The 14,713-nt window shown below is 56.3% G+C and carries 16 protein-coding genes and 2 tRNA genes; 8 read left to right on the top strand and 10 right to left on the bottom strand.

Features of this window, described 5'->3' with window-relative positions; translation table 11 throughout:
* The first annotated feature begins 86 nt into the window (after window positions 1-86).
* Window positions 87-1,394, top strand: coding sequence for a YkvI family membrane protein (locus CEPID_RS09625; protein WP_407921597.1), 1,308 nt, complete (start codon window positions 87-89; stop codon window positions 1,392-1,394).
* 75 nt (window positions 1,395-1,469) lie between these two features.
* Complete coding sequence (gene acpS, locus CEPID_RS09620) at window positions 1,470-1,850, top strand: holo-ACP synthase AcpS (RefSeq protein ID WP_047240791.1); 381 nt, start codon at window positions 1,470-1,472, stop codon at window positions 1,848-1,850.
* Here acpS and CEPID_RS09615 read toward each other — a convergent pair.
* Together CEPID_RS09615 and bcp are read right to left on the bottom strand one after the other, a co-directional pair.
* Window positions 1,840-2,466: a TetR/AcrR family transcriptional regulator gene (locus CEPID_RS09615; RefSeq protein ID WP_047240790.1), complete on the bottom strand. Its 627-nt coding sequence runs from the start codon at window positions 2,464-2,466 to the stop codon at window positions 1,840-1,842. The two genes, acpS and CEPID_RS09615, sit on opposite strands and share 11 nt — an antisense overlap.
* A gap of 3 nt (window positions 2,467-2,469) precedes the next feature.
* Window positions 2,470-2,949 (bottom strand): thioredoxin-dependent thiol peroxidase, encoded by a 480-nt coding sequence (gene bcp / locus CEPID_RS09610; protein ID WP_047241481.1) that lies wholly within the window; start codon window positions 2,947-2,949, stop codon window positions 2,470-2,472.
* A 129-nt stretch (window positions 2,950-3,078) separates the two neighbouring features.
* On the opposite strand from bcp, the gene CEPID_RS09605 reads away from it, so the two are divergent.
* Window positions 3,079-3,357, top strand: coding sequence for a DUF3618 domain-containing protein (locus tag CEPID_RS09605; protein ID WP_047240789.1), 279 nt, complete (start codon window positions 3,079-3,081; stop codon window positions 3,355-3,357).
* 142 nt (window positions 3,358-3,499) lie between these two features.
* Here CEPID_RS09605 and CEPID_RS09600 read toward each other — a convergent pair whose 3' ends face one another.
* Entirely contained in the window at window positions 3,500-4,090 is a 591-nt protein-coding gene (locus tag CEPID_RS09600; protein ID WP_047240788.1) for an isochorismatase family protein, read from the bottom strand.
* Between the two features lie 151 nt (window positions 4,091-4,241).
* Window positions 4,242-4,314, bottom strand: a tRNA-Lys gene (locus CEPID_RS09595).
* 235 nt (window positions 4,315-4,549) lie between these two features.
* On the opposite strand from CEPID_RS09595, the gene CEPID_RS09590 reads away from it, so the two are divergent.
* Complete coding sequence (locus CEPID_RS09590; protein ID WP_047240787.1) at window positions 4,550-5,719, top strand: L,D-transpeptidase; 1,170 nt, start codon at window positions 4,550-4,552, stop codon at window positions 5,717-5,719.
* Window positions 5,720-5,768: 49 nt separating this feature from the next.
* On the opposite strand, the gene CEPID_RS09585 is transcribed toward CEPID_RS09590, so the two are convergent.
* From CEPID_RS09585 to cmrA, 4 genes are all read right to left on the bottom strand, one after another.
* Window positions 5,769-7,286, bottom strand: coding sequence for a peptide MFS transporter (locus CEPID_RS09585; RefSeq protein ID WP_047240786.1), 1,518 nt, complete (start codon window positions 7,284-7,286; stop codon window positions 5,769-5,771).
* Between the two features lie 793 nt (window positions 7,287-8,079).
* Window positions 8,080-8,155 (bottom strand) — tRNA-His (locus tag CEPID_RS09580).
* Window positions 8,156-8,204: 49 nt separating this feature from the next.
* A complete protein-coding gene (gene orn, locus CEPID_RS09575; protein WP_236684329.1) occupies window positions 8,205-8,786 on the bottom strand; it encodes an oligoribonuclease in 582 nt (193 codons plus the stop codon).
* A 54-nt stretch (window positions 8,787-8,840) separates the two neighbouring features.
* The gene (cmrA, locus tag CEPID_RS09570) at window positions 8,841-9,644 is read right to left on the bottom strand and encodes a mycolate reductase (RefSeq protein ID WP_047240784.1); all 804 of its coding nucleotides are present in this window, start codon (window positions 9,642-9,644) and stop codon (window positions 8,841-8,843) included.
* 151 nt (window positions 9,645-9,795) lie between these two features.
* Here cmrA and CEPID_RS09565 point away from each other — a divergent pair, with 151 nt between their 5' ends.
* Genes CEPID_RS09565 through CEPID_RS12955 form a run of 3 tightly spaced genes read left to right on the top strand, consistent with a single transcriptional unit; the run spans window position 9,796 to window position 11,339 of the window.
* Window positions 9,796-10,500, top strand: a complete 705-nt coding sequence (locus CEPID_RS09565; RefSeq protein WP_144413507.1) for a DUF6882 domain-containing protein — start codon at window positions 9,796-9,798, stop codon at window positions 10,498-10,500.
* A 21-nt stretch (window positions 10,501-10,521) separates the two neighbouring features.
* Entirely contained in the window at window positions 10,522-11,019 is a 498-nt protein-coding gene (locus tag CEPID_RS13335) for a hypothetical protein (protein WP_047240782.1), read from the top strand.
* Window positions 11,016-11,339 carry a CPBP family intramembrane glutamic endopeptidase gene (locus tag CEPID_RS12955; protein ID WP_158408040.1) on the top strand — a complete coding sequence of 108 codons (324 nt, stop codon included), beginning with the start codon at window positions 11,016-11,018 and terminating at the stop codon, window positions 11,337-11,339. The genes CEPID_RS13335 and CEPID_RS12955 overlap by 4 nt, the downstream gene beginning before the upstream one ends.
* Before the next feature lie 205 nt (window positions 11,340-11,544).
* Here CEPID_RS12955 and CEPID_RS09550 read toward each other — a convergent pair whose 3' ends face one another.
* On the bottom strand, window positions 11,545-12,711 hold the full coding sequence (locus CEPID_RS09550) for an ATP-binding protein (RefSeq protein ID WP_047240780.1): 1,167 nt from the start codon (window positions 12,709-12,711) through the stop codon (window positions 11,545-11,547).
* Window positions 12,712-12,790: 79 nt separating this feature from the next.
* On the opposite strand from CEPID_RS09550, the gene CEPID_RS09545 reads away from it, so the two are divergent.
* Entirely contained in the window at window positions 12,791-13,180 is a 390-nt protein-coding gene (locus tag CEPID_RS09545) for a hypothetical protein (protein ID WP_047240779.1), read from the top strand.
* Between the two features lie 494 nt (window positions 13,181-13,674).
* Here CEPID_RS09545 and CEPID_RS09540 read toward each other — a convergent pair whose 3' ends face one another.
* A complete protein-coding gene (locus CEPID_RS09540) occupies window positions 13,675-14,667 on the bottom strand; it encodes an IS30 family transposase (RefSeq protein WP_169747268.1) in 993 nt (330 codons plus the stop codon).
* Window positions 14,668-14,713 lie beyond the last annotated feature (46 nt).

The raw sequence follows: 14,713 nt of genomic DNA, 5'->3' as shown, positions 1-14,713 counted from the left end.
GTCTTTTCACATGATTACCCTTGAAATTCATAGTTAGCAAAGGGAGCCGTGCCTGGTCCAGGGACGGTCGTCGGAAAGGCAATATTGTGACCACCTCTCGATCTTTCGGCATCGCGATGTCGTTCGTCGGTTTGCTCGTCGGGGCAGGCTTTGCGACAGGCCAGGAGGTGGTGCAGTACTTTACGTCTTTCGGTGTGTCCGGCATTTGGGGTGTGATGGTTGCGGGGGCCATCATGACGCTCGCTGGGACGGTATTTCTTCAGCTGGGCAGCTACTTTCACGCCAGCGAACACAACACGGTGTTTCGACAGGTAACTCACCCGGTGGTGTCCAAGCTTCTCGACGTCGCCGTGATTATCACTCTTTTCGCCATCGGGTTTGTGATGCTGGCGGGCGCTGGCTCAAACATGGAGCAACAATTCGGCTGGCCAACGTGGGCTGGTTCGCTGTTGATGCTGGTTTTGGTGTTGGCCTGCGGGATGCTTGATGTCAATAAGGTGTCTAAAGTGATCGGCGCGGTAACTCCGACCACGATCATCGCGGTGTTGTTCATTGGGATTTACACGATGTTTCACATGCCGGACGACCCAGTGGCGATGATGGAGCTCGCTGGGCAAACCGAGACGCCGGTGTCGCATTGGTTGGTGTCCGCACTGAACTACGATGGATTGGCCCTGATCCTGGCAGTGTCGATGAGTCTGGTGATCGGCGGAGACCACTTAGATCCCCGGGAAGCCGGCCGCGGGGGACTGTGGGGCGGGTTGATTTACACCATCATGATGGGACTGGCTTTCTTCGCGCTGCTGATGCATGCCGACGTTATCCAAGGCACCGATATTCCGATGCTGGTGATTTTGACGTCAATTCACCCGGTACTCGGCACCATCATGGCGTTGATCATCTTCTTGATGATCTTCAACACCGCCATCGGCATGTTTTACGCCTTGGGCAAGCGACTCTCCGCAGGCCATGAAGATCGCTACTTTCCCATTTTCGTGGCGGGTTGCCTCGCCGGATTCGCGGTGTCTTTCGTGGGCTTTCGCGCGCTGATGGCGTATGTTTACCCGGTTATTGGCTACATCGGCATGTTCATGGTCGTAATTCTGGTGTATTCGTGGTTTACCTCGCTCAAAGACATCCACGACGAAGCCGAGCGTCGCGAGCGGATCAAGTCCTTACTGCGCCTGAAACTGCGTCCGGACCGGAAATTTGATGCGGCCAAGAATAGGGAGATCGGCAAGGCTGTCTCTGCCTCGAACCTTGACGACGAGCAGCTGTATAACGATGTCCTTGACGAAGTCGCTCAGGACCTCCATCAAGATGATTCAATCGACTTCGACGCCGAGGACTTTGACCGCTCCGAGCATGAATTCCACGCCCTTCCCAAGCACTAAAGCCCGTTGCCTCTGTTCGCTCTAATGCGGGGCTAGAATTGCAGCGAGAGAATCCCCTTGAGCGACAGGTAAGACATGTTTGTAGGTATCGACGTAGTCCACGTGTCCGCGTTCTCGGACCAGCTTGAGATCCCAGGCAGTCGATTCCTTGAAGTGTTTCACCCTGCAGAACTACGCCGTGCCTCGGCAAAGCCGCGCCGTGCAGAACACCTCGCTGGGCTTTGGGCGGCGAAAGAAGCCTTCATTAAGGCGTGGTCTCAATCTCGTTATGGCCAAGCGCCGCTCATAGCAGCCGACGCCGTTGTGTGGGCGGATATCGAGGTAGTACCCGATGCGTGGGGGCGGGTAAAACTACAACTGCACGGTGATCTCCCCGATAATTTGCATCCGGAAATCTCAATCTCCCACGACGGTGACTACGCCACCGCGATTTGTCTGGTGTCGCCTACACCGTAGCCACGGCAAAGAGGTAAGCCACGAGCATGCGTTTAATTTCCGCGACGGTCGCGGTGAACGCAAACTCGTCGATCTCGCCGTCCCGCACTCCGTAGTTGAGCAGGGAAGTGACCGTGTGAACGAGGATCCCGGCCAACCCGAGGCGCATCTCTAGCGGGGCGCCCGGAGCAAGCGGAGTCATGACCTCCGCGATGATTTCCAACATTTCCTTTTCCGTGGCGGCCGCCGTGGCGCGGGTAGCTGGGGTGGACTGCACTGCGTGCCACACAGCGCGTCGCGACGGGTCTTCTCGCCACAGTGAGGCGAGGTGATCGATAAATTCCTCGAGGAAGTCCGGCCATTGCAGGGCGGGGACCCGTTTGGAGAAGTTGTGCAGCTCCGCCACAATGGCGACCGTGTCTTCCCGGTCCAGCTCGCAGATGAGCACATACTTGTTGGCGAAGAATTGATACAACGTGCCGATCGGCACCTCAGCGCGCTTCGCGACCTCGTCAAAGGTGAATGATTCGAAACCGACGTCGACAAGCACAGTGCGCGCAGTGGCGAGGATGCGGTTGTATCGCTCGCGACTGCGCTGCTGCGCGGGCCGGCGCCGGGGGACGAGGATTTCGGACATGAGCTAGCTGGCTACGCCCAACTCACGCAGGACGCGGGCGACGTGGCCGGTGGCCCGGACGTTGTAAAGCGCCAGCCCGATGGTGCCGTCGGCCTCCACGAGGAAGGTGGATCGGATGACACCTTCGACGATTTTGCCGTAATTCTTCTTCTCGCCAAATGCGCCGTAGGCCTTGAGTGTTTCTTTTGAGGGGTCCGAAATCAGCGGGAAATTGAGGTCGTGGTCGGCACGGAACTTGGCGAGTTTCTCCGGCTGATCCGGGGAGATGCCCACCACTTTGATTCCGATGTCGTTAAGCGGCGCTAACGAATCACGGAAGTCACAGGCCTCTTTCGTGCACCCAGGGGTGTTAGCGCGTGGGTAGAAGAACACGACGACGCGCTCACCTGCAAAGTCCGCGAGCCGAACTGTGTTGCCCGCATCATCGGTCAGCGCGAAAGCAGGGGCGGAGTCGCCAACTTCAAGGCGAATTTGTTCAGACATAGCACTCACAATACCGGCTGGGCCAGCTTTGCGACGCACGGTCGGCCGCCAAGCCTACGTGCAGAGAACGCAAGACTCGACTACCGTTGATGTGGTTAAACGATTTAGGCAACGAAGTGGAGAACGACAATGGCACGCAACATTGATGACATTCAGCGCGAAATCGAGCGCACTCGCCGTCAGCTAGCTAGCACCCTCGATCAGCTGGCCGAGCGTAGCCGTCCACAGGCACTCGTCGGCGATGCAAAGCGCGAAGCGACCGTGAAGCTACAAGAGCCAAAGGTGCAAGCCATTCTCGGTGGCGTGGCAGCAGCAGTCGTCGGATTGGTTGCGCTTTCCGTGGTGCGGTCTCGCAAGAAGGCTAATGACCTGAAAGAGATCCAGCGGATGCTCGCTGAGCGTCGCTAAAACGCAACACGTTAATCAAGGAAGGGGCTCCTCTCATGAGAGGAGCCCCTTCCTTAGTGTTTGTGGTGCGTTAATTGTCTTCGAGATTGCTCACTTTTCGCGGCGCAATCTGAAAGACAATCGGCGTTGCAGGGTGGTGCGGCTAATTCCACGGATCGCAGTCGTCGGCATGGCGGATGATCGACGCACCGGCCTTATCCAGTTCGGCGAGAGTCTTCTCACCCGCCGACTCATCAACCGCCGCACAAAACTCGGAGAGAACCCGCACAGTGAAGCCATTCTTGAGGGCGTCGGTGGCAGTGGCCTTAACGCAATGGTCTGTGGCTATGCCGACGATATCCACTGCGGTGATGGCGTTGTCCGTGAGATATTCCAGCAATGGCTGGCCAGTGGTAGCCTCAACCCCTTCAAAGCCCGAATAGGCCGCTGAATTCTGTCCTTTGCGGAATTGGGCATCGGGGGTGAAGTTTTGGAATGCGGGGTGCAGCTTCGCTCCGTCAGTTCCAGCAACGCAGTGCGGGGGCCAGGAGTCTTTGAAGTCGGGCTCCGAGGAAAAATGGTCACCTGGATTTATGTGCCAATCCTGGGTGGTGACTACTTTCGCGTAGTTAGGCTTGGTGTCTTCTAGATAGGCAACGATTTTCTTTGCTACCGTGCTGCCCTCGCGAGTGGCCAGCGCTCCGGCGGGACAGAAATCATTTTGGACATCGACAATAATGAGTGCTCGGTTCATAGTCATACCCGCCGAGTGTAATTCACTCTTTGCTGGGGCCGGGGTGAAAATGGGGGCTTTAAGAGCATTGATGTCGAAGTGTGATCCAGTTGCGATATAATTGCAAAGACGAAAAACCCCCGAACCGGGGGACCGGTCGGGGGTGGTTCTGTGCGCCATCAGGGACTTGAACCCCGAACCCACTGATTAAGAGTCAGTTGCTCTGCCAATTGAGCTAATGGCGCTTACTGTATGCCTTGGAACCTCGCGGGCCTCGTTGGCAACGAACAAAAATATAACAGGGTTGCCGAAGTATTGTAAAATCGCCTGGTCAGGTTGGGGAAAGTGCGTCGAGAAGCTGGGCAGAAACCGTTTATCGATTTGTTATCGTTTATGCGGGTGATTTAGTAACAGTTTTGGAGCCGTGAAGTATATGTTCAATGGATGTAAGACTTTGGCTTGGCTGTCTCCGGAGGATAAATGAAAAGGTCGGTTGTGGCGCTCGTTGGCGTAATCAGTGCGTCGGCGTTGTTGGTGAGCTGCACCATTGATCGTCCGCAACCGAACAAAGAAGTCGTTCAGGTCGAGCAGCAGGCTGAAACACAGCCTGCAGAAAAGCTAGCCCCAGCCATCTCAGTTGCGGATGGAGCCAAAGACATTAACCCTGGCCAGGCTGTCACTGTGAAGGCGTTGGAGGATGGCCTGGCGAAGGTCACTATGACCAACGAAAACGGCAAGGTCGTTGAGGGGAAGCTCGCTGCTGACGGCAAGTCCTGGCAGACGGCCGAAGTGCTGGGCTTCTACCGCACCTACACGGTCGTGGCCGAGGGGACCAACGGGATGAGCACCACGCACACCTTCCAAACAGCTTCGCCTGCTGGTACGACGGCAGTTGCTCTGGGGCCACTGGCCGACTCGACCGTTGGTGTCGCTCAAACCATTAGCATGCGTTTCGGCGTACCGATCACGGATCGCAAAGCGGCGCAGGATGCGATCAAAGTCACGGTTTCCCCGCCGCAGGAGGGCGGTTTCTACTGGCTCAACGATTACGAGCTGCGCTGGCGCCCCAAAGAGTACTGGAAACCAGGTACGACGGTTAGCGTCAAGGCTGATATTTACGGAGCAAACCTCGGTGGCGGGGTATTTGGTGGCGAGGACAACGCCACTAACTTCACCGTGGCCGGTGGCTACCGTGCACTTGCCGACGACGCGACCAAAACGATGACGATCTACGACGGAGACACGGTTGTGAAAACCATGCCGATCTCGATGGGTTCAAATAGGTGGCCAACGCCAAACGGAACCTACATTATCGGCGACAAGCACACCGAAATGGTCATGGACTCGGAGTCGTTTGGTCTCTCGCTCGCAAACGGCGGATACAAGACGAAGGTCCAATACGCCACCCAGATGAGCTACTCGGGCATTTTCGTCCACTCGGCCCCATGGTCAGTGTGGGCACAAGGCAGCCAAAACACCTCCCACGGCTGCATCAACGTATCTCCCGAGAATGCGCAGTGGTTCCTCGAAAACTTCAAACGCGGTGACATCGTCGAAGTTCAGGGCACGATTGGTGGCCAGCTTTCCGGATACGATGGCCTCGGCGACTGGCAGATCCCATGGTCGGAATGGGGCAAGGGTAACGCCTAACTCGACATTCCGGTGGAATACACGGTACGGAGAGTTAGGCGTCGAAAAGCTAGCGGACCCCGCCGAACGCCTTCAGCACTGGCTTGACCAGCAAGAGAAGAATCACGCCGATGATCAGCGCAGAGCCGCCTAGTGCGATGAAGTAGGTGCGCTCTGCGGTTGCCGACGTCGGGTCGTAGAATCCTGCGAACGTGCCCGAGAGTGCGGTGCCGATCGACAGCGACAGCAGGTGCAGCGACATCGCGCGCGCCTTGAAAGAATCAGGGGCAACCTTGGTGGCCATGGATAAGCCGACGGGGGAGATGTGTAGTTCGGCCATCGTGAAGACGAACAGCACCAGTACGATCACCCAAAATGGCGTGGAATTGTCGGCACCACCAGCGAACGGGAGGAATAGCAGCGGAGCTACACCGATGATCAGGGTGCCCAGCGCATACTTCATTGGCGACGACGGCTGCTTCGACCCCATCTTGGACCATAGCGTGGCGAAGACCCCCGCGAAAACGATGATGAACACCGGGTTGATCGATTGGATCCACGTCGGAGTGATCTCGAAACCGCCAACGAAACGATTCAGTCGCTGGTCGGTGTAGACCGCCAACACCGTGAACTGCTGCTTGAAAATGGTGAAGAACGTCACCGAACCCAAGAACATGGGGATAAAGCCGATGAGACGTCGCTTCTCATGCGGCTCAGTCAACGGCGAACGCATCATTTCGGTGAACAGGATGATGGCGGCACACGTCGCGATGATCGCAATGTAATCGGAGAGATTCTTCGGCACCAAAATTTGTCTCTGGAACAACAACCACACCACAGCAATCACGGCCGCAACACCGGCGAGAATCGGCAAGTAGTACTTCTTGGGCAGCGGGTTCGTGGGAGCGTGCGTCTCCGGAGTGATCGTGTGCTTGCGGCCAATCATGTACTGGATCAAGCCCAGCGCCATGCCGACGGCCGCAGCTCCGAAACCGAGATGGAAATTGCCGAACTTCCACAACGCACCCGTCACCAACGGGCCGATTAACCCACCGATGTTAATACCCATGTAGAAAATCGAAAAGCCTGAATCGCGACGCGGATCTTCCTTGCTGTACAAGTTGCCCAACACAGTGCCGGCCGTGGTTTTCAGACAGCCGGCGCCCAGCGCGATCGCGATAAGTCCGGCGATCATCCCGGTGTAACCAGGGACCACGGCCAACGCAGCATGACCAAACATGATCAAGATCCCGGAATAGAACAACGTCTTCTCTGCGCCAAGGATGCGATCAGCGACCCAACCACCAACAATGGCAGAAAGGTAGACAGTGCCACCGTAAGCTCCGACAATTGCTGAAGCTAACGGCTTATCCATCCCCAAACCGCCTTCGGTGGTTTGGTAGTAGAGGTAGTACAGCAACAATCCTTGCAGACCGTAGAAGCTAAATCGCTCCCACATCTCCACACCAAAGAGGTTGGCGAGACCCCAAGGGTGGCCGAAGAACTGTCGTTCTTGATCGTTATGCTCGCCCGCTTGGTTGTTCGGCGACTGGTCGTTCGGCGCTTCGGCCGAGGAAGATAGGGACATGGGGCTAATTATGTTTTATTAATCGCATTTTGAACAAATTCAGCTTTCGACTGGGACCGGCTGGCTGGTGCGAATAACGGGGAGAGAGTAGCGGTGCGTGTGGCACTCAACTGTTGATGTCTTGTGCCGCATTTGCGCTGGTAGGGAATATGACTTCATAAGCTTGGGATGTTGAGGGCACTTGCTTGGACACGTTTGGCTATTGCGGAATCGCACGCACGGAGCATTGCAGGAAAACTATCAGCAGCCACAAACGTTGCAGGTTTCTCCTGGATTTGAGATGGAAAGAAGGTTCGGGTTTCGGCTCGAAACGCCCCTGACACCTCTGGAAGTCATCCTCTACTGGAGCTTCAAAAGCATGACCTAGCAGGTGTGCAGCCCTGAACAATGCCCGGCGCCCAGCGCCCAGCGCCCGATAGCACACAACACGGTGCGTAATCTCACCCAAGAGTGCACCTGCGGGTTAAGCAACGAAAAGTGTGTCTTGTCGGTGTGTTGCCGGCTGTGCGGGTGTGCTGCACAAGTGCTATGTCGTCGCTTCGGCGTAGTCTGACTACGTAGAGCAGCGTTTTTTAATGAAATAAATCCCACAGCGGTAGTCCGACTACACCGAAGGGACGACATCGAGCGGGCTACGGCTCCCAGACCACAATAAATAACGGCTTCAGGCCCACTCCGCTGCGGAAAACGCGCATCAGAGACACACTTTTCTTTACTTAACCCGCACCTACAAACCAGCGCAAAACAAAACACCCCTCAACTCACACAAAGTGCAGTTCAAGAGGTGTTTCTTTGGGGTGGCTGACGGGGCTCGAACCCGCGACACCCAGGATCACAACCTGGTGCTCTACCAGCTGAACTACAGCCACCATTGCTGCGGTAACGCAGCGGAACTCATATTAACTCACTGTGCGCGTTTTACAAAAACCGCTGGTAGGCCTTGCTTGCGGCTGTCGCAGCTGAGTTCGCGCTGCTCGTTGTGGGGCCTGGTTGCGGGACGAAAATGGCGCGTCGGTAGTAGTCGAGCTCGCGGATTGACTCGACGATGTCGGCGAGGGCTCGGTGTGACATGCCCTTTTCCGGTTGTGCGAAGTACACCCGCGGGTACCAGCGTCGGGCTAGTTCCTTGATTGAGGAGACGTCGACCATGCGGTAGTGCAGCGCTTCGTCGAGGCGGGGCATGTGGGCTCGGATGAAGGTTCGGTCTGTGGCGATCGAGTTCCCTGCCAGTGGTGCTGGGTGATCGGGGTGGCAGTGTTCCTCGATGAGCTGGAGCACGGCGTCTTCGGCATCCTGTAGCGACAGTGTGGAGGCTTCGATTTCGGGGAGGAGTCCGTTGTCGGTGTGCATGGTGCGGACGAAGTCGTCCATTTCCGCGAGTTCTGCCTCCGTGGCATGGATGACGAGGTCGATGCCGTCGCCGAGGATGTTCAGCTCAGCGTCGGTGACGAGGGCTGCTACTTCAACAATGACGTGTCGCTTCGGATCGAGGCCGGTCATTTCCAGGTCGATCCAGACCAGCCGGTCGTTTTTGAGGGGGATGGCGTCGGTCAACTAGGCACCCATCTTTCGGTAGAAGTTACCGATGATCGGTGCGATCACTCGTGTCGGGGCGACGTTGGTGACCACTTCCATCACTTTGGCCAGCGGGCCGGGCACGACGCGACGTCGTCCAGCGGCCATGGCTTCGAGGGTCTCGCGGGAGCAGGATTCGTAGGTGGTCCATACGGCGTCCGGGACCACCCGATCCACAATGGTTTTCTCGGACTCGGGAATAACTGCCTCTCGAACTGGGCCAGGGGCAAGCAGAGTGCAGGTCACACCTGTGCCACGCAGTTCGTAGTGCAGCGCCTCGGTGAACTTGTTCAGGCCCGACTTGGTGAAGATATAGGTGGCGTTGTTAGGAATCACCATGTCGCCGGCCAGCGAGCCGACATTGCAAATCGCCCCTTGGCCTCGGGAAAGCATCCCTGGCAGCACGGCGTGGGTGAGTTCGAAGCACGCGGTGGCATTGAGATGGAACTGGTTGAGCTCGTAGTTCCAGTCCGCATCTTTGAAGGGGCCGAAGGAGGCGATGCCAGCCGAGGAGATGAGAATGTTGATTTCTCGGGAGCTGATCTCGTCGATAAGCGCGCGGCGAGCGTTGTGCTCGGCCAGGTCCACGGCGCGGACCTCCACCGTCACGCCAAAACGCTCTTCGAGTTCGGTAGCGAGCGAGTTGAGGACGTCTTCGCGACGCGCCACCAGAATCAGATTGTGACCCATCTCGGCGAGGTCGCGGGCCATCGCGCGCCCAATGCCCTGGCTGGCGCCGGTGACCAGCGCGCGGGCGTGCATGGAGGGGAGAGGCAGTGCCATGACGGCTCCTTAAAAAGGTTGATTTCATCGACGTGTCCTACCTTAGTTGGCTTCTCGACGCCCGTGCCGCATCCGCATCGCCAGAAAAGTAGTTACTGTTTTCCGGCCAGCTTGCTATGCTGTGGGAAAAGAAATGGAGCATACTAAGGCCATGCCTGACCCTGACCCCCTGTTATCCCAAATTTCGGACACCGCGCACGAAACCTGCCTGTTCAATCGCGTCCGTCGCGAGCTGCTCAAGAGCTGGTTTGAAGATCGCATTGGTACTGACATCTCCGCCAAGTTCAAGCCTCGGCGCAGCCACATTGTGTTCCGAGGGTCACGAGGCAAGCTCAAGGTTGCGGCCCATGCTCTGGCGCTTATCGACGCCAATCGTCACACCCTCACGTGGGCCTGGGCCCTTGAAAAACCGCTGGGGAATGTGGAACCATCTTTCGCACACGCCCTCCGCGCTGCCGGCGTGCAACGCGGGTTGCAGGCTTTCGATGCGCCGATCTTGGATGTTTCCGGTGCAGATCTTTCGCGCATCGGCACCGAGGTGTGCTTCGCTGCAATCAGTTTGCTGGGTCGGGAATACCTGGCCTATGAGGTGCCGATTGGCCCGGACGGCTCCATCGGGCTCTTCATCTTGGAATTCGACGATGAAGAACCGCCAATGCCGACGAGTGAAGAGATTTCCGCGCGCCTTGACCAGGTGCTCGGCGATTCTTTCGACCCACTCGCATCACTCGAGGGGCTTGTTGACACCGAACCAGGGTGGCGACTCGCCGAACTGAACGCCACCCAGCACATTCTCCGCGATCCGATGGGCAATGAACACATCGTGGAGGGCCTGCGCCACTGCGCGATGGCTTAACTATTGTGAGCCTCGACAAATGTGAACGCTCAAGAAGAATTTCATTTGCTTGCTCGCGATTCTCACCCTGGGCAGTGGTGGCGTCCCTTCGCCGAACTGGCAATGCTGTTAGCGGTGTTCGTGCTGTCACTGATCGTGCTTATGATCGGTATCGATGCCCTGACGGGCGAGTACTCTGACCAGGTAGGCGGTGCCATCGCTTTCATTTCGATCGTTCCGGCCGTACTTCTCGCGGTTCGCGTCGCTGGCCGACGCCCAATACCCCAACCATTGTGGGCGCCCACCATCCCGAGTACCCGTAACAGGCAGCTGATTATTTCCTTGCAGGTTTCCCTGGCCACAATGTCAGTATTCGTGTTGGTGACTTGGCAGCCCTTAGGCACCGAGGTCATGGACACTCCTATGTGGATGCTGGTCGGCTTCCTACTGGTCACGCCGGTGATGTCATTCGCGGAAGGAGCTTTTGTTCCGTGCTTGGCTGCCGCAGTTCTTTTGGTCGGTGGGTCAAGTCCGGCGTGATTGCATTTGCTCTGACGGTGCCCTTGTTTGGCGCGATACATGCGCCCGCTGATGGATTGATGTGGGTGAACCACCTCGCCTCTGGCGCAGTGCTGGCTCTGCTGGCAAATCGGATGCAATCGATCATTGGCAGCGCGGTGCTGCACGGGGCGTCTAATGTGTCACTAATCATCCTGGACTCACTGACCAGCTATTCCTCTGGTGACACTGCCGGCGTGCTGTGGGGCAAGCTTTTGGCGATGGCCACCGTGGCCGTGGTGGTGTTGGTTTTGGTGAGCCGGGGAGAGCGCCACGCGCCTCAGACAGTTGGAATGTCGTAGTTGAGCTCACCGGGGGAACACAGTCGAAGTGAAGGTTCGTCATGGAGGGCTTGACCCAGCGCACCAACCACCAGCCACCGCGCCCGGCGCACCTGCCTATCCCACGGGGCCGGCGGATTTATCCCATGTGAGTGGGGCAGGGATACGGTTGGTGAGCTCTACCTACTTCTAATGTGCAGGTCATTTCTTAGATGGGAATATAGTTTTATATGTAATCGAGTATCATACTTGCTTCATGTTCCCTGAGGTATTCACGGAGATATGGGAGCTCAAAGTCTACATAGCCCTGGCGAGTCTGATGAATTAGCTGAGCTTCAAGCAGGCGGGTGCGGTAGGTATTTGCATATTGGACTGTTTTCTTTAGCTTCGCGGCGATTTCCGAAGTTGAGGATTCTCCCTCATTCTGTGCCATGTGAAGCAGGTATGTACGGTCAATGTCCGAGAGGTCGTTGAGTGCAGGCTCGTGTACAAGCTGCCCTAGCTTTCGTTGTGCCTTTGCGATGCCTTTTTGAGCCACGTCAGGTGTGATGGTGTTGGTTTCTGAGTATCGGAAACACCAGTCGCCCACTAGCTGGATCATGAAAGGATACCCGCCACACGCGTCTATCGCCATTTTTAATGCGACAGTGTCCCAGCTTTTATCAGTGGCGTCTAAAGGTATAACTAAGCCGCGCCGCACCTCGTCTGTAGATACCTTATCGAGTTCGACTCTATTGGTGCGCCGAAGAAAAGTAACCGGGTTCTCACCCTCTTTACTCGCCAGAATGGGTTTTACTGAGGAAGGGATGCCTGCAACCGCGACAGCGATATTTTCATTGTCGCGGGTTAGATGTTGTAGGACGGCTCCGAAGTCACGAGTCTCTGCCAGTACGTTGTAGTGGAGCTCATCGACGGTAATGAGAATGCCGCTGGGTTCTTGTCGAATGTGCGTGGCCTGCTGTTTCTGAAAGTTGAGTAGGTCTTGTAGCGCCATTCGCAGTGTGTAATTTGGCAGGTGATCTGGAAGTGTGTCAAAGGTTGCACCCACGCCCCCAAGTGTCGCTATGTTGAGGTTAAGCGCTTTTAAGGTCTTGCGAGAACCTTCTCCTAGTGTTCGTATCTGTTGGTAAACCTGGTCGCGTAGGCGATTTACAAAGCCGGGTGTGGCTGTTTCCTCGAACAGGAACCACCCGCGCTCCCGCGCTTTGTCTCCAAAATGATTGAGCAATACGGTCTTTCCAATTCCTCGTGTACCCGTAATGAGGGTAGTTCGCTCATGTGTCCCCGGACCGTTGTCCAGCGCATATGTGAAGTCCTCAATATAGTCGTCCCTGCCGACAAGAAGTGGTGGGGTGGTTCCGGAGCTTGCTTTGAATGGGTTTTTGTTTGGCATGTCTCCATTCTACCTTTTGTATTGTTTTTTATCTTTTTTATTTTTTTTAAAACTCGCTGATCTGCGATGTTCGTGTCGAATGAGCATTAAGGGGGAGAAGTTCCGACAGGGCAGGCCCGACTTCGGAACCCCGGAGTGGGACCACATCTACGGCACCCTCCGAAACGTATGCGAGGGCTCGAACAGCAACATCAAGAATCTGTCCGCCGGTATCGGAAACCGGACCCGGAGCCTGGTGCGTGGCTTCGCCGCTCACTGGGCGATGACGGCCCTGGGCGTGATCGCGTCCAATCTGGCCAAGATCAGTTCCTACCTCGACCGCGTGGAGGCGAACACACCTATCAAGGGCCCGGACCCGACCCCGCCTGACGGTGGTCGGCGGACCCGCCTAGAACCCGATGTGGTTCCTGAAGAGCAGCCGGACTGGAGCCCGAAGCGTAGACCAGGAGCCCCACCGCTCGTGGCATAGAAAACAGTCAAAAACTACAGAGAAAGAACCCGACTACACGGACAGCAGACACCCGGTCCGTGTAGTCGGCATGTCTGGGAATGTGGGTTAAGTAAAGAAAAGTGTGTCTCTGATGCGTGTTTTCCGCAGCGTTGTAGGCCCGAAGCCAGTATTTACTGTTGTCTGGGAGCCGTAGCTCGCTCGATGTCGTCGCTTCGGTGTAGTCGGACTACCGCTGCGGGATTATATTCATTAAAAAACGCTTCTCTACGTAGTCGGACTACGCCGAAGCGACGACATAGCACTTGTGCAGCAAACCCGCACGGCCGTCGACACCCCGACGAAACACACTTTTCTTTACTTAACCCGGGAATGTCCCCGAGGTAGAACAAAAGCCCTGCTCACGTGAACTGCTCCCCATTAGTTGAACTGATGTTGTAACAGAGCACACCAAGGTTTCCTGAACAATCTCAAACCGTTTCCTGGGCGGATTCTAGTGGTCGTGGAAACACGGTCTAGGTTTCTTTGTCTAGCAATTGTGCCATGCGTTCTGCGGGGGTATCGAAGTTGAGTGTTTTTCGTGGTCGTCTGTTGAGCTGCATGGCAACGAATTCCAGGTCTTCGGCGGTGTGGACGCTTAAGTCTGTGCCTTTAGGGAAGTACTGGCGTAGGAGCCCGTTGGTGTTTTCGTTGCTGCCGCGTTGCCAGGGTGAGGCTGGGTCACAGAAATACACCGGGCAATCTGTGGCGATGGTAAACGATTTATGTCCTGCCATTTCACTTCCTTGATCCCAGGTTAACGAGCCTTTGAGATGCTCAGGTAGCCCATTGATCGCTGTAACCAGTGCGTTTCTTACTGCTACGGCGTCATGTCCATCGGGTAGGTGCAATAGCATGACATACCTGGTGGATCTTTCCACGAGGGTGCCGATAGCTGATGTGTTTCCTTTACCTAAGATGAGGTCACCTTCCCAATGCCCTGGGACAGCTCGATCTTCTACGTCGGCTGGCCGATCGGAAATCATGACCATAGGGTCAACAAATCGCCGCCGAGGGATACGCTGCCCGCGAGGTTTACGCACTGTGCGCCCTTGTCGCAGGCATGCTGCGATTTCTTTCTTTAACTCGCCTTTAGCCTGGAAGAACAATGCTTGGTAGATAGTTTCAGCACACACGTGCATAGTGTCATCGTCTGGATAGTCTTTGCGCAACCTCCCTGCGATCTGTTCCGGAGAGAGCTTGTCACGCAGCATGGCAAAGATGGTCTCCCATAAACCTGGGACGAGGTCGATCTTGCGTTTTTTCGGCCGGAATCTGCGAAGCGTTGATGTGCGCTGTGCATGGGTGGGTAAATACAGGCCGAAATCATCCTGGTTACGGCGTAGCTCTTTGCTGATCGTTGACGGTGCGCGCCCTAACCGCCGGGCGATGGCACGCACACCGAAGCCTTGCCGATGCAAGTCGAAAATAAGCTCACGTTCTTCAATACAGAGATAACGCGGTGAAATCCGCTGATCAATACGCGATTGGGGGACGATAGCAATCGGCAACGAC

This window comes from Corynebacterium epidermidicanis (assembly GCF_001021025.1).
GTDB lineage: Bacteria > Actinomycetota > Actinomycetes > Mycobacteriales > Mycobacteriaceae > Corynebacterium > Corynebacterium epidermidicanis.
Note: the sequence above shows the minus strand (reverse complement) of the source record. Positions and strands in the feature narration are given on the sequence as shown.